Source organism: Duganella sp. Root336D2 (assembly GCF_001425005.1).
Classification (GTDB): Bacteria; Pseudomonadota; Gammaproteobacteria; order Burkholderiales; family Burkholderiaceae_D; genus Rugamonas.
Genome location: NZ_LMDB01000001.1, coordinates 254,369 through 275,417 on the forward strand (window position 1 = coordinate 254,369; position 21,049 = coordinate 275,417).

The window sequence follows — 21,049 nt, forward strand, 5'->3', positions numbered from 1 at the left end:
TCACCAAGGCCCGGAACGATTCTGGCGAACTGTCGTTCCGGGTGGCCTGCAAGCGCCGGGATTGGGCAATAATGCCAGCGCAGCGGAGCGGAACCGCATGAGAATTCCGACCCATATGCAATCCGATATAGCTGCATGCAAAAGTGTTATTGGAAATGAGAGGCGGCTATCGCCTACGATTTCCGGATATCGATTCGAAAAAACGGGGGACGGCGCACAGTCCACGCGCTCCCGCCCAGAGACAACCCCACTTTGTGAGCACCGCATGAGTACCTTTTCAACCCTGGACTTGATTGTCTTCCTGATTTACTTCATCGCCGTGGCCGGTTACGGCATCTGGATCTACCGCCGCAAGCAAAGCAGTTCCGGCCAGGCTTCGCACGACTACTTCCTGGCCGAAGGCTCGCTCACCTGGTGGGCCATCGGTGCTTCGCTGATTGCCTCCAACATCTCCGCCGAACAGTTCATCGGCATGAGCGGCTCGGGCTACAAGATCGGCATGGCGATCGCCGTCTACGAACTGATGGCGGCCGCCACGCTGGTCATCGTGGCCGTGTTCTTCATGCCGGTGTACCTGAAGAACCGCATCTATACCATGCCACAGTTCCTGGAACAGCGCTACGGCAAGGCGGTTGCCACCACCATGGCCCTGTTCTGGCTTGGCTTGTACGTGGTGGTCAACCTGACCTCCATCCTGTACCTGGGCGCGCTGGCGATCTCCAGCCTGTCAGGCATCGCCCTGCTGCCCTGCATGCTGTTCCTGGCCGTGTTCGCAGCCATCATCACCCTGGGCGGCATGAAGGTGATCGGCTATACCGACGTGGTGCAGGTGGCCTGCCTGGTGGTCGGCGGCCTGGTCACCACCTGGCTGGCGCTTGACCTGGTGGCTGGCCTGGCCGGCAAGCATGGCGCGATGCATGGCCTGTCCGAACTGTTCGGCGCGGCACGCGGCCACTTCGACATGGTGCTGAAACGCGAAGACCCGAACTACATGGACCTGCCGGGCCTGTCGGTACTGCTGGGCGGCATGTGGATTGTCAACCTGAACTACTGGGGCTGCAACCAGTACATCACCCAGCGCGCCCTGGGCGCCGACCTGCCGACGGCGCGCAAAGGCCTGCTGTTCGCCGCCTTCCTCAAGCTGCTGATGCCGGTCATCGTGGTACTGCCGGGCATTGCCGCCTACGCCCTGGATAAATCCGGCGCACTGGGCGATGCCATGCGCCAGGGCGGCGAGCTGAATCCCGACCGCGCCTACCCGGTCCTGCTCAACCTGCTGCCATCGGGCCTGAAGGGCGTAGCCTTCGCCGCCCTGACCGCTGCCGTGGTGGCCTCGCTGGCCGGCAAGGCGAATAGCATTGCCACCATCTTCACCCTCGACATCTACAACAAGAACTTCAACAAACAGGCCACCGAGCAGCGCATGGTGTGGATTGGCCGTGTCAGCGTGGTGGTGTCGATGGCGCTGGCCGTGCTGATCGCGCCAATGCTGGGCATCGACAAGAAAGGCGGCTTCCAGTACATCCAGGAATACACCGGCTTTGTCTCGCCTGGCATCCTGGCCATGTTCCTGATGGGCTTCTTCTGGAAAAAGACCACGCAGGGCGCAGCCATGTTCGCCACGGTCGGCGGCCTGGCCGGCTCCATCCTGCTGAAGTTCCTGCCGACCATGATGGACCTGTCCTTCCTGCTGCCGATCGGTTTCGCCAAAGTCACCGAGGCCGGCGTTGCCGAGATTCCTTTCCTGGACCGCATGTTCATCGTGTTCTGGTTCGTGATCGCCGGCATGGTCCTGCTCAGCAAGCTGGCCGAAGCCAGGCGCGACGGCGTCATCAAGCACCTGCACGTCGACAGCTCGATGTTCCGGGTTGACGGCGCCTTTACCGTCGGCTCGGCCATCATCGGCGTGGCGCTGGCTGCGATTTACGGTTCGCTCTGGTAACCGCAAGCCGAACTGCAGCTGCATAAAAGGGCCGCAAGGCCCTTTTTCATTGTGCCGGCCATTACGCAATTTCATTCACCAGTTTGGCGTTCTTGAGAATTGCCAGCGCACCTACCGGCTTGCACAATGCATGGCGCGTTAGCGGCAATTTTCACTCTTTGGAAGGGATAGCATGAATAACTACAAAATGCGGGCGATCGTCCTTGCGATCGCAGCCAGCCTCGCCGCGGGCTGTGGCGGCGGCTCCGACGGCACAGGCAGCGGGACCACCCCAGGCAACACCAGCGCACCAGCCCCAGGCAGCGCCGGCAGCACGCCGGCCCCGGGCGGCAGCAGCGCACCGGATCCTGCCGGCAGCACCCCGGATCCGGCCGGCAGCGCCACGCCCACCACCAAAGCAACCACCTGGAACAGCGTGAAATGGGGCGGCGGCGGCTACGTCAGCGGCCTGGTATTCCATCCGAGCACCGCCAACCTGCTGTACGCGCGCACCGACATCGGCGGCGCCTACCGCTGGAACCAGGCGACGTCCTCGTGGACGCCGATCACCGACGGCCTGGGCTTCGGCGCAGCCGAGAGCAAATACCACGGCATCGAAAGCATCGCGGTCGATCCGAATAACGACCAGCTGGTCTACATGGCGACCGGCATGTACACTTTCGAGGGCAACGGCCGCCTGTACATCTCCAGCGACCGCGGCGACCATTGGACCCACGTCGACCTGCCCTTCCCGCTGGGCGGCAACAACTCCGGCCGCGCCATCGGCGAACGCCTGATGGTCGACCCGAACAAGCCTTCTACCCTGTTCTTCGGCTCGCGCACGGCCGGCCTGTGGAAGAGCACCGACTCCGGCAAGACCTGGTCCCAGGTCACGGCACTGTCTTCGCTCAAGATGACCCAGGACCAGGTCAATGCCGTCGGCGGCAGCGCCATGGGCGTCGAGCTGGTGGTATACGACACCGGCACCAAGGGCAGCGGCACGGCCACCCAGACCATCTACACGGCCGTGGCCCCGGACTATGCCGGCGCAGCCGGACTGGGCTCGAGCATGTACAAATCCACCGATGGCGGCACAAGCTGGAGCCCGGTCGCGACCCCGGTATCGGGCTACCACATCCCGCACATGGTGCGGGCCGCAGACGGCATGTTCTATGTCGTGTTCACCAAGGATGCCGGGCCCGGCGCCGGCGGTCCCGGCCGCCTCTACAAATTCGACGGCAGCAGCTGGACCTTGCTCAAGAGCGTAGACCCGGCGGGCGGCACCAACTTCGGCCTGGGCGGCGTCTCGGTCCACGGCAGCGGCGCCACCACCCGCATCGCACTGGGCGTGACCAACTCCTGGGGCAACTGGAACGGCCAGCAGATCGTACAACTGTCCGACAATGCCGGCGCGACCTGGCGCGAAGTCGAAGCCGCGATGCCGGGCGAAAGCGCCTCGGGCTGGGTCGACGACGTCGAAATCGATCCGTCCAACCGCGACCACATCCTGCACGTGCACGGCGGCGGCATCATCGAGACCCGCAATGCTTCCTCGGCGACGCCGACCTGGCTTGGCGCCATCACCAATATCGAGGAAACCGCGACCCAGGCCATCGTCACGCCGCCGGCCGCTGCGCCATACAAGTTCATCAACAGTGCCGGCGACATCGGCACCTGGCTCCAGACCGACGTCGCCAGCAAGCCGACCTTGGCCCCCAACGCCAACTGGAGCAACGGCAACACCGCCGACATGGCGTGGGCCGACCCGCTGTATATCGCCGGTGCCGGCGTGGCCAACTGGTCCGGCGCAGGCGGCTTCGGCTTCTGGTCCGGCGACGGCGGCAAGACCTGGGCCGATTTCGCCACCCTGCCCGCCGGAGCCCAGGCCAACATTGGCTCCGCGGCCAGCCTGGTAGTCCCGTCGCGCAACAACATCGTCTGGGCGCCTGCCAACTCGGTGCCGTCCTACAGCACCAATAGCGGCGCGAGCTGGACTGCGACCAACCTGCCGGCGCTTCCTGTGGTCGGACAGAACTGGGATCGCGGCTATCACCTGGCGGCGGACCGCAAAAATCCGAACAAGGTGTATGCCTATGATTCGGGCGGGGCAACGTGGGGCACCCCAGGCAAGTTCTATGTCTCGACCGATGGCGGCCACAGTTTCAGCCTGAGCCAGGGCTCGGTGACGGCCAGCCTCGCGCCAAGCGCCTTCTGGACCACCTCGATGGCAGTCAACCCCAACGCCGAAGGCGACCTCTGGCTGGCCGACGGCAATACCGTCTACCACTCGGTCGATTCGGGCGCGAACTGGACCAAGCTGAATACCTTCGCGGCGGGTGCCGGCACGCAGGGCGCGAGCCTGATCGCGCTGGGCAAGGCGGCCAGCGGCGCCAAGTACTCGGCCGCGATCTATGTGGTGGGGACGATCAACGGCGTTTGGGGCGTGCACCGCTCGGACGACGCGGGCGTGAGCTGGACCCGCTTCAACGACGATGCCCACCAGTTTGGCGGCATTGGCGTGATGGCGGCCGACCACAACACCTACGGCCGGATCTACGTGTCAGGCACCGGCCGCGGCCTGCTCTACTCCAACTGAGGACAGCCGATCACAAACAGACCGCCCGCCGCATGGCGGGCGCTGCACTGTGAACAAAGCTTAGCGCAAACGCTTGCCACGCACGTCGTAGGTGGCGGCCTCCAGGTGCACAACCTGGCTCAGTGCCTTGCTGCCGGCGGCGTCGGCGGCAAGGATCACCTTGTAATCGCCGGCGGCCACCTGCCAGGTTTTCGACGCCGAATCATACATCGCCAGCAGGCGAGGATCGACCGTGACCGCCGCATTTGCGCTGGCTCCCGGCTTCAGGTCGACTTTTTGGAAACCTGCCAGGCGCTTCGGCGCTTCCCAGCGCACGCCAAGCGGGGCCACGTAAACCTGCGCGACTTCCTTGCCTGCGACCTTGCCGACGTTTTTCACCGCAAACGAAACGTCCAGCGCGCCGTCCTTGACGCGCGCAGCCAGGCCGGACAGCGCGAATTCTGAATACGACAGGCCATGGCCGAACGGGAACAGCGGTTTTTCCCCTCTCAGGTCGAACCACTTGTAGCCTACCGCCGCGCCCTCATGGTAATCGACGTCGAAACGGAGATCCTTCACTTCGGGATACCCGTCAAGCACCGGGCGCGGCAGTTGCGCTTCCGAGGCTGGGAAGGTGACCGGCAGGTGCCCGGACGGGTTGGCTTCGCCAAACAGCACAGCGGCGATAGCCTCGCCGCCATTGCTGCCCGGGTACCAGGCTTCCAGCACGGCCGGAACATGCGCCAACCACGGCATCGTGACCGGCCCGCCGGTTTGCAGGACCACCACGGTATTCGGGTTGGCTGCGGCCACCGCGGCAATCAGGTCGTCCTGCCTGTTTGGCAGCGACAAGCTTGGCACATCGAGCGCTTCGGCGGTCCATTGGTTGGCAAACACCAGCACCACATCGCTGCTGCGCGCCAGCCTGGCGGCGCCGGCCAGGTCCACGCCATCGTGGTACGACACCGCGGCCGACGGCACGCGCTTCCGTATCGCTTTCAGCGGCGAGGACGGGTAGTACATGACCGGACCCGGCCAGCTTTTCGGTTCCAGTCCCGCTACCGCGTTGCCGCCTTCCGCCGTCACCAGTGAAGAACCGCCGCCTGCCAGCACACCCTTGTCGGCATGCCCGCCGATCACGGCAATGCGCTTCGCGGTCTTTTTCAGCGGCAGCGCGCCGGCACTGTTCTTCAGCAGCACCATGCCTTCCTGCGCATCGGCCAGCGAGACGGCGGCATGCGCCTTGCGGTCGAAGCTTTCAGGCGCCGGCTTGACCGGGTGGTCCACCGCACCCTGTTCGAACATCGCGTGCAGCACGCGGCGTGCCATGTCATCCAGGCGCGCCGGCAGCACCCAGCCATTGAGCACGGCTTCTTTCAGCGGCGGGCCGAAATAGTCGGCCAGGTCGAACGGCATGCCCGATTGCTGGTCCAGCCCCGCATTGGCGGCCGGGACGGTACTGTGCACCGCGCCCCAATCCGACATCACCCAGCCCCTGAAGCCCCAGTCCTGCTTCAACACTTCGGTCAGCAGGTAGCTGCTCTCGCAGGCATGCACGCCGTTGACGCGGTTGTAGGAGCACATGACGGCCCCCGGATTCCCCTCTTCCATGGCAATCTGCAGCGCCAGCAAGTCCGACATGCGCGCCGCCTGGTCGCCGATCCTGGCGTTCAGCGTGGTGCGCCCGGATTCCTGGTCATTCAGCGCAAAATGCTTGAGGGTGGAGATCACGCGGTTCGACTGGATGCCGCGGATCTGCGCGCCGACCATCTTCCCGGCCAGCAGCGGGTCTTCGCCGCCATATTCGAAGTTGCGGCCATTGCGCGGTTCCCGCACCAGGTTCACGCCGCCAGCCAGCATCACGTTGAAGCCAAAGGCACGCGCTTCGGCGCCGATCATGGCGCCGCCGCCGTAGGCCAGCCCGGGGTTCCAGGTGGCAGTCGTATTCATGCCCGAAGGCAGTGCCGTGCCGGGGCGCACATCCGGACCGGCCTGGCTGGCTACGCCCAGGCCGGCGTCGGTTTCCCACAAATGCGGAATGCCCAGGCGCGCCACGCCATGAATAAAACCGGCCGACTGTAGCCGGGATTCGGCCGGGCGTTTCGAGTTTTTCCACTCCAGGTCGGCACCCAGGTAGCCGTACACCAGCTTGAGTTTTTCATCCAGGGTCATGGCCTGGACCACCATTCCGGACCGCTCTCCAGGCGCCAGCCGGGCGTCCATCCAGGGCTGGCCGGTGGATGCCGGGTTCGCCGCGACCGGGCCAAGCGCGGCAGTGCCGCAGCACACTGCGGCGGCAAGGAAAATTCTCTTTGATCTCATGTCTTCTTTCACTATTGAACACCCGCCGGCCCGGCGAACGCGGGCGGAAAACAGGGATTCTGGAAGCTGTGCCACGGCGGCCCGGTGGCGACAAGTGCGCTGGCGGCACCAGTTGCCGCCGCGCGCACTTTCCGGCCACGCTGCCCCTGATCGGCAGTTCGCCGGTACGATACCTGCCCCATCAAAAGAAACAGGGCCCTCAGGCCCTTGCTTCACTGCGTCTCGAGCGCCAGCGCCCTGTCACGGTAGGCCCGCGGCGTACATCCCAGCTCGCGCTTGAACACCAGGTGCATGTATTGGGTCGAGGTAAATCCGCAGCCGAGCGCCACGTCGGCAATGCTGCGTTCAACGCATTCCAGGCCGGCCTTGGCGGCATCGAGCTTGAACTGCAGGATCACGTCGTGCACGCTGCAGCCAAGCTCCTGGCGGAAATAGGCTTCCAGCGAAGAACGCGACACGCCAACGTATTCCGCCACCTGGTGCGTCTTGATGCCCTGGCAGGCATACTGGCGGATGAAATGACGCGCCCTTGCCACGTGCGGATGGCGCACCGCCTGGTGCTGGCTCGACGCGAACACATTGATCCCGGCCGGCGGCATCAGGATGCGCGTATTCGACAGGCGCACGCCATGCAGCATCTGGTCCAGCAAGTGGGCCGCGGTACGTCCCATTTCCTGCGCGCCCTGGATCACGGAACTGAGCGGAATGCGGGTCAGCATGCGCACCAGCGGGTCATTGTCGATGCCGATCAATGCCACCTGTTCCGGCACGGCGATGCCGGCGATGACGCAGGCCTGCAGCAATTGGCGGGCGCGCGCATCGGTCACGCCGATGATGCCGACCGGCTTGGGCAGGCTGCGCAGCCAGGCAATCTGCCCTTCCACCGATTCGTCCCAGGCGGAAGCACTGGTTTCGCAGCCGCGGAAAATCTCAGCATCCATCTTGTCCGCTTCCATCAGGGCGCGGAAGGCTTTTTCGCGCTCCTGGGCCCAGCGGTTATCCCGGGCCTTGGGCAGGCTGAACATGGCAAAGCGGTGCAGGCCGACGTCGATCAGGTGGTCGCGGGCCAGCTTGATCAGCTTGAAATTGTCGGTAGCCACATAGGGCACGCCGCGCGGGTAGTCCGCTTCGTCGACGTACGAGCCGCCGACCGCCACCACCGGCACGCTGCAGCGGCCCAGGGCCGCGGCTACGGTTGGATCATCGAAGTCGGCAATAATGCCGTCACCCTGCCAGTCTTCGATACCGGCCAGGCGCAGGCGGAAATCCTCTTCCAGGAATAAATCCCATGCCGCGCGGGTGCTGCCAAGATAAGCGGCAATCCCGGAAATAACTTCACGGTCGAAACTCTTGTTTGCATTAAAAAGCAGGGCAATACGGTGTGCTTTCGAAGTATTCATAATCGCCAATCGCAAAACAGGTTCAAATGAATGCTAAGCGGCGGATTTTTCCGCCGCAGCACGCTTTCGGCGTACCGCGCCTGTTTGCATTGGCTGGCCGGGCAATTGCACTTTGCCGGCACTGATACCGAAAAGATTCTTTTCCATGATGTCTCCAATAAGCCGGGGTGGGCCGACAGGCACCCCCGGTCTTCGCATTCAAAAAGAAAGGTCGCCGCTGACGGCAATTAATGGCTGGCAGCAAGCGCCAAGCCATGGACCAAGCATAGCAACGGGGCCTCCCTGCACGGTAGCGCCCGTGGAGGAATTTCTATCAATGTGCAAGAAATGCGATTAGTTGTGCAGGGAGTGCAAGCCGCTCAGGCGGTTTCTGCGCCCTGGGAAGGCTGGTTTTCTGCCTGGGAGGGGGGATTTACCGGAGCCTGCTGGCTGGCCAGCAGGCGGAAAGATTTCGGCGTGCAGCCGTATTCTTCCTTGAACAATTTATTGAAATAGGAGACGTTGGAGTAGCCCACCGAATAGGCGATTTCCGAAACCGTCGCCGTGCTTTTTTCCGACAATAACCTGGCCGCCTGCGTCAGGCGTAATTTATTGAGGTAACTGGTAAATGTCATCCCCAACTCGGTTTTTAAAACCTCATTGACTTTATTGCGATTGGTCCCGGTGGCCGAAACCACGCATTCCAGGTCCAGATCCGGATTGGTGTAATTGGTGGCGATATATCGCAGCACGCTGGCTTTTTCTTTATCCTTATATGGTTCCAGGGTTAATTCGCGATAAGCGACCAGCGGCAGGTCTTCCTTCATCTTGGAGTCAAGGCTGGAAGTCAGGGCCTGCGCGTGGGCGCGGAAGAACCACAGGGCAAACGCCAGCCAGCTCGCCAGCACGCTCGCCACCAGGGCGGCGATATAGCGGTAGTCGCGGCCATGCAGGGTCAGTTCACTGATATCCAGGTAGGAATCGACGTGCATCGGGCTTTGGCTGCTGGTCCCGAACATGAGCTTCGACACCTTGTTCAATTCATAACCCTGGTGCGACAAGTCCAGCTTGACCGAATAGAACCACCAGTCGGGAATGGTGAGGCGCGACAGGTCCAGCGAGACCGGGACCCCGCGCGCGTTGCAGGAAAAATAAGTGCCGGGGGAGCGGTAGGTGATGAAATCGCCGGCTTTGGAAATATTGTCGTCGAAAGTCGATATGCCAAAGATCATCGAATTGGACGGCGCGCACTTGGCAAGGAAGGAAATCTCGCTATACCTGGCCCAGTTGGCCTGGGCCACCTCCCCCCTGGCATCGCGCAAGATCATTCCGGCAGAGGCAAACGGGTATTGCCCGGCATTGGTCAGCTTGAAGTCGAAGCGCAGTTGCGCGCGCTGCGGGTCCGGTATCCGGGCGCTTGACGTGCCGCCCATGACCTGGTCGGTGTTGGTCATGTATTGCCAGCCCGCCCCGGCTCCCTGCGCCGCCAGCAGGGGGACGGACAAATAACTTTGGTAGATCAGGAAGAACGCCAGCAATGCATCCGCGATCACCAGGCCGATCAGTGCCAGCAAGGCCTGCTTGTAGAATTTTTGCATCATTACAGATGGTTGAACTGTCTCCGTATGCGAAGCCTCTTGCCGGGCTTGCTTATTGCATCATAACAGTTCAACGAGTGAAAGGGGCGCCAATCGTGCCCCCTCCAGTATCATCGTCAGCGGCGCAACGGCTTGCCGTTCACATCATAGCTGGCAGCTTCCAGGTGAACCACCGTGCTGACGGCCTTCCCGCCCGCGGCATCGGCCGCCAGGGTGACTTGATAGTCCCCCTTGGCGATGTTCCAGGTCTTGCTGGCGGAATCGTACATCGCCAACAGGCGCGGATCGACCGTGACCGTGGCTTTGCCTTCGGCCCCCGGCTGCAGCGCCAGCTTCTGGAACCCGGCCAGCCGCTTCGGCGCTTCCCACTTGGCATTGAGCGGCGCCACATAGACCTGGGCCACCTCCTTGCCTGCCACTTTGCCGGTGTTCTTCACCGTGAACGTCGCCTGCAGCGCACCGTTTTTCACACTGGCGGACAAGCCTGAGAAACCGAATTCGGAGTACGACAGGCCGTGGCCGAACGGGAACAGCGGCTTCAGCCCTTTCAGGTCGAACCATTTGTAGCCGACTGCCGCTCCTTCGCGGTATTCGACATCGAAACGCTTGTCCGCCACTTCCGGATAGCCGTCCAGTACGGGACGCGGCAACTGCGCTTCCGACGCCGGGAACGTGGCAGGCAGGTGGCCTGACGGGTTGACCTCGCCAAACAGCACGCTGGCAATCGCCTCGCCGCCGCTGGTGCCCGGGTACCAGGCCTCCAGCACGGCAGGCACTTTCGCCAGCCATGGCATGCTTACCGGGCCGCCGGTTTCCAGCACCACCACGGTCTTCGGATTAGCCGTGCTCACCGCCGCGATCAGTTCGTCCTGCGCGCCGGGCAGCGACAGGCTGGGCATGTCGAACGCCTCGCCGGTCCATTGCGTGGCGAAAACCAGCACCACATCGCTCTCCTGCGCCAGTTTTGCCGCGGCAGCCTTGTCGCTGCCGTCATTGAACGACACCTGGGCCGCCGGTACGCGCTGCTGGATCGCCTTCAGCGGCGAGGACGGGTAATACATGATCGGTCCCGGCCAGGTCTTCGGTTCCAGGCCCGGCACCGCATTGCCGCCGGCCGGGTACACCAGCGAAGAGCCGCCGCCGGCCAGCACGCCCTTGTCGGCATGGCCGCCGATCACGGCGATGCGCCGCAGCGACTTCGCCAGCGGCAGCAATCCTGCCTGGTTTTTCAGCAGCACCATGCCTTCTTGCGCGTCTTTCAGCGAAACGGCGCCATTCGCCTTGAAGTCGATCTTGCCCGGTTCGGACGCCACCGGGTGATCCACCACGCCATGTTCGAACATCGCGTGCAGCACGCGGCGCGCCATATCGTCCAGGCGCGACTGCGGCACCCAGCCGTTCAGCACCGCCTCTTTCAGCGGCGCGCCGAAATAGTCGGCGAGGTCGAACGGCATGCCCGATTGCTGGTCCAGGCCGGCATTGGCGGCAGGGATGGTGCTGTGGGTGGCGCCCCAGTCCGACATGACCCAGCCCTTGAAGCCCCAGTCCTTCTTCAGCACCTCGTTCAGCAAGTAGCTGCTCTCGCAGGCGTACACGCCGTTGACGCGGTTGTAGGAGCACATGACCGAGCCGGGATTGCCCTCTTCCTTGGCAATCTGCAAAGCCAGCAGGTCCGACATGCGGGCCGACTGGTCATCGATCTTCACGTTCAGCGTGGTGCGGCCGGTTTCCTGGTCGTTCAGTGCGTAATGCTTCAGGGTCGACACCACGCGGCTCGACTGGATGCCCTTGATCTGGGCGCCGACCATCCTGCCGGCCAACAGCGGGTCCTCGCCGCCATATTCGAAATTACGGCCATTGCGCGGGTCCCGCATCAGGTTGACGCCGCCGGCCAGCAGCACATTGAAGCCGTAGCCGCGCGCCTCCGCACCGATCATGGCGCCGCCTGCGAAGGCGGTCTGCGGATCCCAGGTGGCGGCGGTATTCAGGCCCGATGGCAGCGCGGTCGCCGTGCGCACCTGGGGCCCGCCCTGGCTTGCCACGCCCACTCCGGCGTCGGTCTGCCACAGGTTCGGGATGCCCAGGCGCGGTACGCCATACACAAAGCCTGCCGACTGGTTGTACGATTCTTGCGGGCGCTTGTATTTCTTGCCCTCGTTATCCATGCCGAAGTAGCCGAAAACCAGCTTCAGCTTTTCGTCCAGGGTCATTTCCCTGATCACCAGGTCGGCCCGCTCGGCCGCGCCCAGTTTCGAATTCATCCAGGGCTTGCTATCCGATGCGGCCAGCGCAGGTCCGCAGCACAAGGCAACAGCGGCCGACAGGAGACTGATCGTTTTCTTCAATTTCATGGGTTCCTCAAAAAAGGGGGCAGCCGCGGCCGCCCCGGAAACTACCGAAATAGAGGTAGAGGAGACTACAGGTTACAACAACGGTGCCGGGGCACCGGCGCGCAGCGCGCACCGGTTCCAGTGTGCGGGCAATCGGGTCATCGGATCATTTCGACGCATTGACGATGCTACCGATCACGTCGGGGAAGGCTTGCGCACCGCTCGCGCGGTCGAAGAGGCCCATCTGGTGATTGCCGGTGTAGCCGTTATCCCAATACATCGGCACGATGCCGCGCGTGAACGCCGCACGCGTGATGTACTGGTCCCACGACTTGCGGTAGATGCCGGCGGGATCGTACTCGGTGCGCACGATCGCGCCGAACTCGCCCAGCAAGACAGGCACGCCTTTGTCGATAAAGCCGGTTTTCATCATCTGGAACTGGCTATCGGCATAGGCCTCGTTGGCCCAGCCCGACGGGTTGGCAGCCTGGCCCCACTTCCAGGATGTGCTTTTCTCGTCCAGCGCGAAGTCGAACGGGTCGTAATAATGCACTTCCATCATCATGCGATTGGCGACCCTGTCGCCTGGCATGGCGGCGTTGCAGGAGTTGGCGTGGTTGATATTGGTATTGAAGGCCTGCACCACCAGGTGCCGGCTGGCGTTATTGCCGCCGGTAGCACGTACAGCGGAGATGAACGCCTGGTTGAAGCCCTTCTGCACGTCGCAGTATTCGGCGGTCGGCGGCTGGTAATTCCCGTCGACCATCACCTCGTTGGTGCCAGCGAAGAGCAGCGTGTCGTCATGGTTCTTGAAGTTGTTGGCGATCTGGGTCCAGAATTTGGCCAGGCGCGCATTGGCAGCGGACTGCCGGGCATAAGTCGGCTGCATCCAGCCCCCGTCCCAGTGGATATTGATCATCGCCACCAGGCCTGCGCTGTGCGCGTAGTTCACAACTTCGGTCACGCGCTCCATCCATTGCGGGCTGATGTTGTCATCTGCGTCGGCGTACTGCTTCCACGAGACAGGAATGCGCACGCTTTTGAAGCCGGCTGCCTTGACGGCATGGAACAGGGCCTGGGACGCCCTGGGATTGCCCCACCCCGTTTCATTGAAGTTGCTGCTGCCCCAGACGTAAGTGCCGCCCGTCGCTTCCAGCGAATTGCCCAGGTTCCAGCCGGGCGCCATCTGCGCCGACAACTGCATGCTGCTCAGGTTGCGCATCACGCCGACGCGCACGGCATGCGCCGCACCCGAGCTGAAGCTGCCGCCACCGGTGCTGAACTTGATCCAGTACCAATAGACAGTCCCCGCTGCGGCGCTGTTGTCGGTATAGCTGGTCGCGCTCTTGCCCAGCGCGGCAATGCGGCTGCGGCCATTCGGGTCGCTATCGGTATCGCGATAAACCTGCAGGCCGCTGACGGCGCCGCTGACGCTCCAGTTCAGGCGCACGTCGCTGCCGCTGGCGCTGGCGTTCAGGCAGACAGTGGCGCCGCCGCCGCTGCCGCAATTCTGCGCATGCGCGAACGGCGCCGCACTCAGCGCCAGGGCGAACACAGTCCTTGTCAGCACGGGTCTCATTTACTCTTCCTTTCATGTTTTGGACCATTGTGTGAGCTGCGCCAGCACGCCGCAATTGCAAAAAACGCCAACCGGCAAAATGAAATTGCGCAGCTTGTGGCCAAAGCATTGGCCCGGCCGCGGGGAGCCGCCACAATGGAATGACTGGAAATTCAACCTGAGGAAAAAGACGCAATGTTACGACACAGGATCCTTTCGGCGGCACTGGCATACAGTCTCGCCAGCGCTGCCTGCGCCCAGGCCCCCTCCCCGGCCGTTGCACCCCTGCCCACCATCCTGTATGGCGCCGCCTATTACCATGAGTACATGCCATACGAGCGGCTGGAGAAGGATGTGCAGATGATGAAAGCTGCCGGCTTCAATGTCGTGCGCCTGGGCGAATCAACCTGGAGCCTGTGGGAACCGGAGGACGGCCGTTTCGAGTACGCCTGGATGGACCGTGTCATCGATGCCATGGGCAAGGCCGGCATTAAAGTGATCATGGGCACCCCGACCTACTCGATCCCGGCCTGGATGGCCAAGCAGAATCCCGAAATCCTGGCCCGCAAGTTCAACGGCGCCCAGAACATGTACGGCATGCGCCAGAACATGAATACCGACTCGGCAGCCTACCGCTTTTACGCCGAGCGCCTGATCCGCAAGATCGTCAGCCGCTACAAGGATAACCCGAACGTCATCGGCTGGCAGGTCGATAACGAAACCAGCACCTACGGCGCGGCCAACGACGATGTCTTCGTACGCTTCCAGCACCACCTGGAAAAGAAATTCGGCACGCCGGAAAACCTCAGCAAGGCCTGGTTCCTGAACTACTGGGGCCAGAACCTCCACTCGTGGCTCGACCTGCCGCGCCCCGATGCCGCCCAGAGCACCGGCTACAAGCTTGAATGGTCGCGCTGGGGCCAGATGCGCGTGACCGGATTCCTGCACTGGCAGGCGAACCTGGTGCGCGAAAACGCTTCGCCGCGCCAGTTCGTGACCCATGATTTCGCCGGCGCGATGCACAGCGACGTGAACGAGGAAGCTGTCTCCGCCGCCCTCGACATGCCGGCCGTGAACATCTACCACTGGGGCCAGCGCGAGTACTACAACGGGGCCGAGCAAACCTTGCAGGCGGACTTTACACGTTCGCTCAAGCGCAACAACTTCCTGGTAACGGAAACGAATGCGCAAAGTACGGACTGGAGCTCCTCGTTCCAGTATCCGCCCTATGACGGCCAGTTCCGGCAGGACGTATACACCCACCTGTCGAATGGTTCGAACATGGTCGAGTACTGGCATTGGTCGTCGATCCACGCCAACCAGGAGACCTACTGGAAAGGCGTGCTGTCGCACGACATGGAGCCGAACCGGGCTTACGCCGAAATGAGCCGCACCGGACGCGAGCTGCAAAAGATCGGGCCGCGCCTGGTCAACCTGAAATTGCGCAACGACGTCGCCATCCTGTGGAGCCGCGATTCCCTGAACGCCCTGAACGACATGCCATTTGCCAAGGACGCCCAGTGGGGCGCGGGCGGCAGCAAGGCCGATTACGGTTCACTGGTACGGCAGATGCACCGCGCCCTGTACGACATGAAGGTGGGCGCCGATTTCGTTTTCCCGGAGGTACAGGACTTCTCGCAATACAAGCTGCTGCTCGTGCCGGCGCTGTACGTCGCCGACGACGCGCTGCTGAAGCGTATCGCCGGCTACATCCGCCAGGGTGGCCGCGTGGTAATGACCTTCAAGAGCGGCTTCGCCAACGAAAACGCCGCGGTGCGCTGGAGCATGGCGCCCGGCCCGCTGCGCGAGGCCCTCGGCTTCCATTACCAGGAGTTTTCCAACCTGGCGCAGCCCCTGGCGCTGAAAGGCGATCCATTCCAGGCCGGCGCCGACAACAAGGTCCAGTACTGGGCCGAGTTCCTGCAGCTCGATACGGCCAGGGCCCTGGCCTACTACGACCATCATTTCTTCGGCCGCTGGCCGGCCATCACGCAGAACCAGTACGGCGCGGGCACGGTTATCTATGAGGGAACCTACCTGACGGACAAGCTGCAAAAAGCAGTGCTGAAGTCGGCACTGGAGGATGCAGGGCTGTCCAGCCCCGACCAGCAACTGCCGCCGCAGGTCCATACCCGCAGCGGCACCAACGGCTACGGCAAGACGGTGCGCTACTTCTTCAATTATTCCGCCGCCGCGGCCAGCTTCAGCTACCAGCACCAGGCCGGTACCGACCTGTTGTCTTCGCGCCCGGTCAAAGCCGGCGATACGCTCAACCTTGGCCCATGGGACCTGGCCATCGTCGAGGAAGGCACGGGCCGCTGAAGCAGTGGCCGGGCCCTGCCGCCCGGCTCACTTCAGGAGGGCCTCGATATCCGGCCGCATCGCACCGGCCAGGACCTGGTAGCCCTGTTCGGAGAAGTGCAGGAGGTCGGGCTGCAACTGCCTCGACAGCACTCCGCCCTCACCCACGAAGTGGCGGCCATAATCGCGGAAGAAGATCGTCTTCCCGTCACCCAGCGCCCTGGCCTTGCGGTTAAGCGCGCCGATGCGGAGGCGCTCTTCCGATTCCGGCGTGCTTTCCGGCAGCACGGCATTGAGCAGGATGCGCGCCTGCGGGTACTGCTTGCGCAACTGCCCCAGCACCGCCTGGATGCCGGCAAATACCTCTTCCGCGCCTTCGCTGCACAGGTTGATATTGTTCACGCCGATCATCAGCACCACCAGCTTTGGCTTCAGGGCAGCGATGGCCGGATGCTGCAGCCGCCATAGCACGTTGCCGGTATGATCACCGCCTATGCCGAAATTGGCGGCCTTGAGATGCCCGAAATTCTTGTCCCACAGCGCTTTCGGCCACATTTCCGTGAGCGAATCGCCAACGAACATCACGTCGACATCGCCCTGCGTGGCGCGCGCAACCTGGTCGGCGTGCATCTGGTGCCAGCGCTCGACCGACATCCAGGGGTATTCGAAATAGCGCTCGGCCGGGGCCGTGGCGCAATTTCCGGCCCGCGCGGATTGCATCGCACCGGCTGCCAACAGCAGGCAGGCCAGGACCGCCCTGGTCATCTTCATAGAATTACTCCGTCATCAGTTTCGTCAGGACCGGTTCCATGCTGCGCGCCCAGATCTCGTACCCCTTCTCCTGCGGGTGCAGCAGGTCCGGCATCACGTCGCGCGACAGCGTGCCGTCCACATTCAGCAGCGCGCCATTGATATTGGCGTAGAAGACGTGCTTACCGTCCGCATAGCCCGAAATAAGGGAGTTCACCCTTTCGTTCAGGCGGCGCAGGAAGGCCGTCGGCTGTTCCTCCCGGGGGAAGATCGCCAGCAGCAGCACCTTGGTACGCGGCAAGCGGCTGCGCATCTCGTCAATGACTGCCTTGACGCCGGCCGCGGTTGCCCTTGGGTCGTCAAGACGGTCGCCGCTATTGTTGGTGCCGATCATCAGCACGGCAACCTTGGGCGCCAGGCCGTCCAGCTCGCCGTGCCGCAAGCGCCATAGCACATTCTCGGTATGGTCGCCGCCGAAGCCCAGCGCGACCGCATCATGCCTGGCGTAATAGCGCTGCCAGACCGCCTGGCCGGGCGTCTCCCAACCCTCCGTGATGGAGTCGCCGATGAATACCATTTGCGGCTTCTTGCCCGCTGCCAGGAGTTTGCGATTCTCCTCGAGCTTCCTCTCGTGGCGCGCCAGCCAGGAAGACAGCGCCCAGGAATGGTCGAGCGGCCCCGGCGTTGACGATTGGGTGCGGTAATCGGGGCAGCCCGCATTGGGGACACCGGACTGCACAAGCTTGATGCCGGCAAGCGCGACCTGCCCCGTCCCGTTGGCCTCGAGGGAAAATGGAAGCGGCACTTTGCTGAAATCGTCCCCATCGCGCATGAAGCACGACAGTGCGAAAGACAGGTGCTGCCAGGGTTTGCCCTGCAGGGCCTTGCCGGCCACGACATAGGAAAGCTTGCGGTAGCAATCCGGCCCGCAACCCAGGGCAAAATAGATGCCGCCCTGGCTCAAGTCAAGCACCTTCAGGTCAAACTCCAATGTGCCGCCGGCAGCGAAGGGACGCAAGTCTAGCGGAGGCCCACCTTCCAGGCGCATGGCGGTAGTCCAGGAATCCTTCCATTGCAGCGTGAGTGCCCCCTGCTTGCCATCGACCTCGCCGATACGCAACCCTGCCGAGGCGCCTGGCGGCGCTTCGAACGCGCCTATCGCTGCGCTCCAGGATGGCGCCGGCCTTCCTGCGAACAGGACGATTTCATTGTCGCCAGCGGCGCACGGGCCGGTCCCGGCGGCCGCCAGAAGCAAGGCCGCCAACACTCCAGGGGATTTTGTCATGCTGCGATTTTGCCGACGCCTTGCATACCGGGCAATTACGAAAAGCGCCAGGCAGCCGAACGATATTCAGTAAAATCAGAACCACTTCTTATGCAGCGCAGCAAATATGCCGTGCACCTTGATGGTCTCAAGGCCTTTGCGGAATCGCTCGACCAGGTAGTCGTCGGTCTTCGGGCCAAACGCCATATAGCTGCCGCCGCTGCCCAGTTCAGACAGGTGCAGGGCCCGCACCAGGATTTGCTCGGGGTCGCCGCCCTCGCGCCGTACCAGGTCGAGCGCGACGATTTCACTCATTGCCCAAAAATCAACGCGACCCAGTTTCAGCTTCTCATATGTCGTTTTCGGCAAGGCATTCCCCTGCAGCTGCAGGCCTTTGACAAAGCCCTTGGACTCGAGGTACTGCTCGCGCGCATCGCCATTGATGGTCCCGATCTTGTAGTTGAGGGCATCGCTGAGGCTATGGATCTTCAGCTTGCGCTCGCGCAGGGCGAACAGGTAGGAACTGTCCGGCGGGGAAACCACGCCGACCCATTTGAACAATTGTTCGCGCTCCGGCGTGCGCAGGATGGAGAAGATCAGCACATTTTCAGAATGCAGGGCCGTTGAATAAGCGCGCGCCCAGGGCATGACATGGAAATCGCATTCCACGTCGATTTCCTTCAGCACGGCCTGGATCACTTCCGTGCTGAAGCCGGTGACCTTGCCGTTCTCCAGGAAATTGACGGGCCGGTTCTCCTCGGTGACGCAGGTCACCGTGGTCGCCGCGTGTGCGGAGGCCGCAATGCATAGCAAGCCTATCCAGGTCAACAGGCGAAGCATGTTCATTGTTCAGCAATCTGTGGCTCTTGAGCCATTTTACACAAATTCATCATGACGCTTTCGCCACTTGACGGCTGGGCGTTCAGCGGAAGACCAGCTGGGCAAACTGGTACAAGGCCTCGGCCCAGCTCTCGCGCTCATGTCCATAGTCGTCGACATGCCAGATGTGCGGCACCCCGAGCCGGCGCAGCGCCTGGTGGAAATCCTGCGACACGCCGATCAAACCATCCTGCTTGCCGCACGACAGGTACAGCAGCCGGCGCGGGTATTGGGCGCCGCAGAGAATCCGCCCACCCAGGAAAATGCCTCAGGGTGGCCAAGTCCGAAATTCAGCGCCTGGCCGCCGCCCATCGACAGGCCGGCTATCGCCCGCTGTCCTGCGCCGGGCAAGGTCGGGTAGTTGCGCTCGATCGCCGGAACCAGGTTCTCCAGCAGGTCGCGTTCAAAGTTGGCAAAGCCTGCGACATGTTCTTCCGAAAACTTGCGTTCTTCGGGAGCAGGCTGGTCGTCGGGCAGCGCGCGGCCATTGGGCATGACGACGATCATTGGCACCGCCTTTCCAGCCGCGATCAGCTGGTCGAGAACCGGTGCGGCGCGGACATAAGCGGGCCATTCATCATGGGTCCCGGCCAGGCCATGCAATAAATACAGCACCGGATATCGGCGCAGTGCAGAATAGGCTGGCGGCAGGTACACGCTGGCCTTGCGCCGCTTTCCCGTGACCGCCGAGTCGTATTCGAATTCCTTCACCAGCCCTTGCGCAATGCCCGGCTGCCTGTCCGCGAAGCCTGCCGGCGGCACCGGGAATGCACGTACATCGTCGCTCGCCAGCCGAATGGCGCGCGGCTGCGTGGCGCCCGGCCGCTCCGGATTGCCGGCCGCCGGGCCTTGTTGCACTGGCAGCGTACACGCCGTCGCCAGTCAGGCGGCGACGATAAGGGCGAGTCTGTTCAACATCGGAACGCATTCCTGGTAAGCGGGGCATTGTCGGTATGGCTTGCGGCCGATTTTCGGCTGCGCCACTTTGCCGGGCAATTCCAATATTCACCAGCCGGCTCCATGTTTTTCCGTATCGGCTGCCGTCTGGCGCATTTCATTGGCCGCCTTGGCCGTTTTCGCCATTGCGCTGCAGGGACGAAGTTCCCAACATAGTCGCATGGAAAATGACATCGTATGCTTCGGCGAGCTGCTGCTTCGCCTGTCGGCGCCGGGCGGCCAGGTGATGCTCCAGTCGCCGCACCTTGATACCTGTATTGGCGGTGCCGAGGCCAATGTCGCCGTCTCCCTGGCCCGCCTGGGACACCGCGCCGCGCTGGTCAGCAGCCTGCCCGACAATGCGCTGGGCCAATCGATACGTGATGGCGTCCGGGCCCACGGGGTCGATACGCGCGCCATCCGCTTTGCGCCTGGAAGGGTCGGGCTGTATTTCCTGACCAGCGGAGCGGTGTTGCGCCCCGCCGAAATAATTTACGACCGCGAATGCTCCGTCTTCGCCGCGACCGAGCCGGCCGCCTATCACTGGCCGGCGCTGCTGGAAGGCGCGGGCTGGCTGCATGTTTCCGGCATTTCGGCAGCCACCGGCGAGCGCGGTGCGCAAACCACCCTGGACGCCATGCGCGCCGCACGCGCGCTGGGTGTCAAAGTCTCTTTCGATGGCAATTACCGTGCAGCGTTGTGGGCACGGCGAGGCAGCGACGGCGCCGACGTGCTGTGCGAACTGATGCGCCACGCCGACCTGGCTTTTGCCGACCAGCGCGACTTCGCACTGGTGCTGCGCCGCCCTGGCCTGGGCCAAGGCAGCCGCACCGAAGCCATGGCGGCAGCATTCGCTGCATTTCCACATCTTGCATCGATCGCGGCCACCAGCCGTAGCCAGCTCGCCAACGAGCGCCATGACCTCAGCGCTACGCTGTGCACGCGAAGCGGCTCGATACAGGCCCGCACCTACGAAATGCACGGCATCGTCGACCGCATCGGTACCGGCGATGCATTCGCCGCGGGGATTTTGCACGGCTTGCTGCACGGCTGGGACGACGACCGGACGCTTGGCTTCGGCCTGGCTGCTGCCGTGGCCAAGCATTCAATCGCCGGCGACTTCAACCTGGCCAACGAGGCGCAGATCGACGCTGTCAGCAACTGCGCACTCGACGTGCGGCGCTGACGCACGCACTCTTGCTTGCGGAAAAATGTCTGTTGTATTGACGTTTTTTG

At 63.1% G+C, this 21,049-nt stretch carries 14 protein-coding genes; 4 read left to right on the forward strand and 10 right to left on the reverse strand.

Features of this window, described 5'->3' with window-relative positions:
* Positions 1-265 precede the first annotated feature (265 nt).
* Together ASD07_RS00985 and ASD07_RS00990 are read left to right on the forward strand one after the other, a co-directional pair.
* On the forward strand, positions 266-1,942 hold the full coding sequence (locus tag ASD07_RS00985) for a sodium/solute symporter (RefSeq protein ID WP_055923852.1): 1,677 nt from the start codon (positions 266-268) through the stop codon (positions 1,940-1,942).
* 172 nt (positions 1,943-2,114) lie between these two features.
* The gene (locus tag ASD07_RS00990) at positions 2,115-4,517 is read left to right on the forward strand and encodes a sialidase family protein (protein ID WP_055923855.1); all 2,403 of its coding nucleotides are present in this window, start codon (positions 2,115-2,117) and stop codon (positions 4,515-4,517) included.
* Positions 4,518-4,577: 60 nt separating this feature from the next.
* Here ASD07_RS00990 and ASD07_RS00995 read toward each other — a convergent pair whose 3' ends face one another.
* From ASD07_RS00995 to ASD07_RS01015, 5 genes are all read right to left on the reverse strand, one after another.
* Entirely contained in the window at positions 4,578-6,818 is a 2,241-nt protein-coding gene (locus ASD07_RS00995; protein WP_055923859.1) for a glycoside hydrolase family 3 C-terminal domain-containing protein, read from the reverse strand.
* 212 nt (positions 6,819-7,030) lie between these two features.
* The gene (locus ASD07_RS01000) at positions 7,031-8,218 is read right to left on the reverse strand and encodes a DNA-binding transcriptional regulator (protein WP_055923861.1); all 1,188 of its coding nucleotides are present in this window, start codon (positions 8,216-8,218) and stop codon (positions 7,031-7,033) included.
* Positions 8,219-8,577: 359 nt separating this feature from the next.
* Complete coding sequence (locus ASD07_RS01005) at positions 8,578-9,798, reverse strand: AraC family transcriptional regulator (RefSeq protein ID WP_156397801.1); 1,221 nt, start codon at positions 9,796-9,798, stop codon at positions 8,578-8,580.
* A 113-nt stretch (positions 9,799-9,911) separates the two neighbouring features.
* Entirely contained in the window at positions 9,912-12,146 is a 2,235-nt protein-coding gene (locus ASD07_RS01010; protein ID WP_055923864.1) for a glycoside hydrolase family 3 C-terminal domain-containing protein, read from the reverse strand.
* A 145-nt stretch (positions 12,147-12,291) separates the two neighbouring features.
* Complete coding sequence (locus ASD07_RS01015; RefSeq protein ID WP_055923866.1) at positions 12,292-13,704, reverse strand: glycoside hydrolase family 5 protein; 1,413 nt, start codon at positions 13,702-13,704, stop codon at positions 12,292-12,294.
* Between the two features lie 174 nt (positions 13,705-13,878).
* On the opposite strand from ASD07_RS01015, the gene ASD07_RS01020 reads away from it, so the two are divergent.
* Positions 13,879-16,005 carry a beta-galactosidase gene (locus tag ASD07_RS01020; protein WP_055923869.1) on the forward strand — a complete coding sequence of 709 codons (2,127 nt, stop codon included), beginning with the start codon at positions 13,879-13,881 and terminating at the stop codon, positions 16,003-16,005.
* A 27-nt stretch (positions 16,006-16,032) separates the two neighbouring features.
* On the opposite strand, the gene ASD07_RS01025 is transcribed toward ASD07_RS01020, so the two are convergent.
* From ASD07_RS01025 to ASD07_RS01040, 5 genes are all read right to left on the reverse strand, one after another.
* Complete coding sequence (locus ASD07_RS01025) at positions 16,033-16,755, reverse strand: GDSL-type esterase/lipase family protein (protein WP_055923873.1); 723 nt, start codon at positions 16,753-16,755, stop codon at positions 16,033-16,035.
* Between the two features lie 4 nt (positions 16,756-16,759).
* Complete coding sequence (locus ASD07_RS31540) at positions 16,760-18,019, reverse strand: GDSL-type esterase/lipase family protein (RefSeq protein ID WP_055923876.1); 1,260 nt, start codon at positions 18,017-18,019, stop codon at positions 16,760-16,762.
* A gap of 75 nt (positions 18,020-18,094) precedes the next feature.
* Positions 18,095-18,838, reverse strand: coding sequence for an ABC transporter substrate-binding protein (locus tag ASD07_RS01035; RefSeq protein WP_162246521.1), 744 nt, complete (start codon positions 18,836-18,838; stop codon positions 18,095-18,097).
* Between the two features lie 82 nt (positions 18,839-18,920).
* Entirely contained in the window at positions 18,921-19,052 is a 132-nt protein-coding gene (locus ASD07_RS31995; protein WP_255356972.1) for a hypothetical protein, read from the reverse strand.
* Between the two features lie 5 nt (positions 19,053-19,057).
* Positions 19,058-19,735: an esterase family protein gene (locus tag ASD07_RS01040; protein ID WP_055923882.1), complete on the reverse strand. Its 678-nt coding sequence runs from the start codon at positions 19,733-19,735 to the stop codon at positions 19,058-19,060.
* 259 nt (positions 19,736-19,994) lie between these two features.
* On the opposite strand from ASD07_RS01040, the gene ASD07_RS01045 reads away from it, so the two are divergent.
* Positions 19,995-20,999, forward strand: a complete 1,005-nt coding sequence (locus tag ASD07_RS01045) for a sugar kinase (protein WP_055923886.1) — start codon at positions 19,995-19,997, stop codon at positions 20,997-20,999.
* The last annotated feature ends 50 nt before the right edge of the window (positions 21,000-21,049 follow it).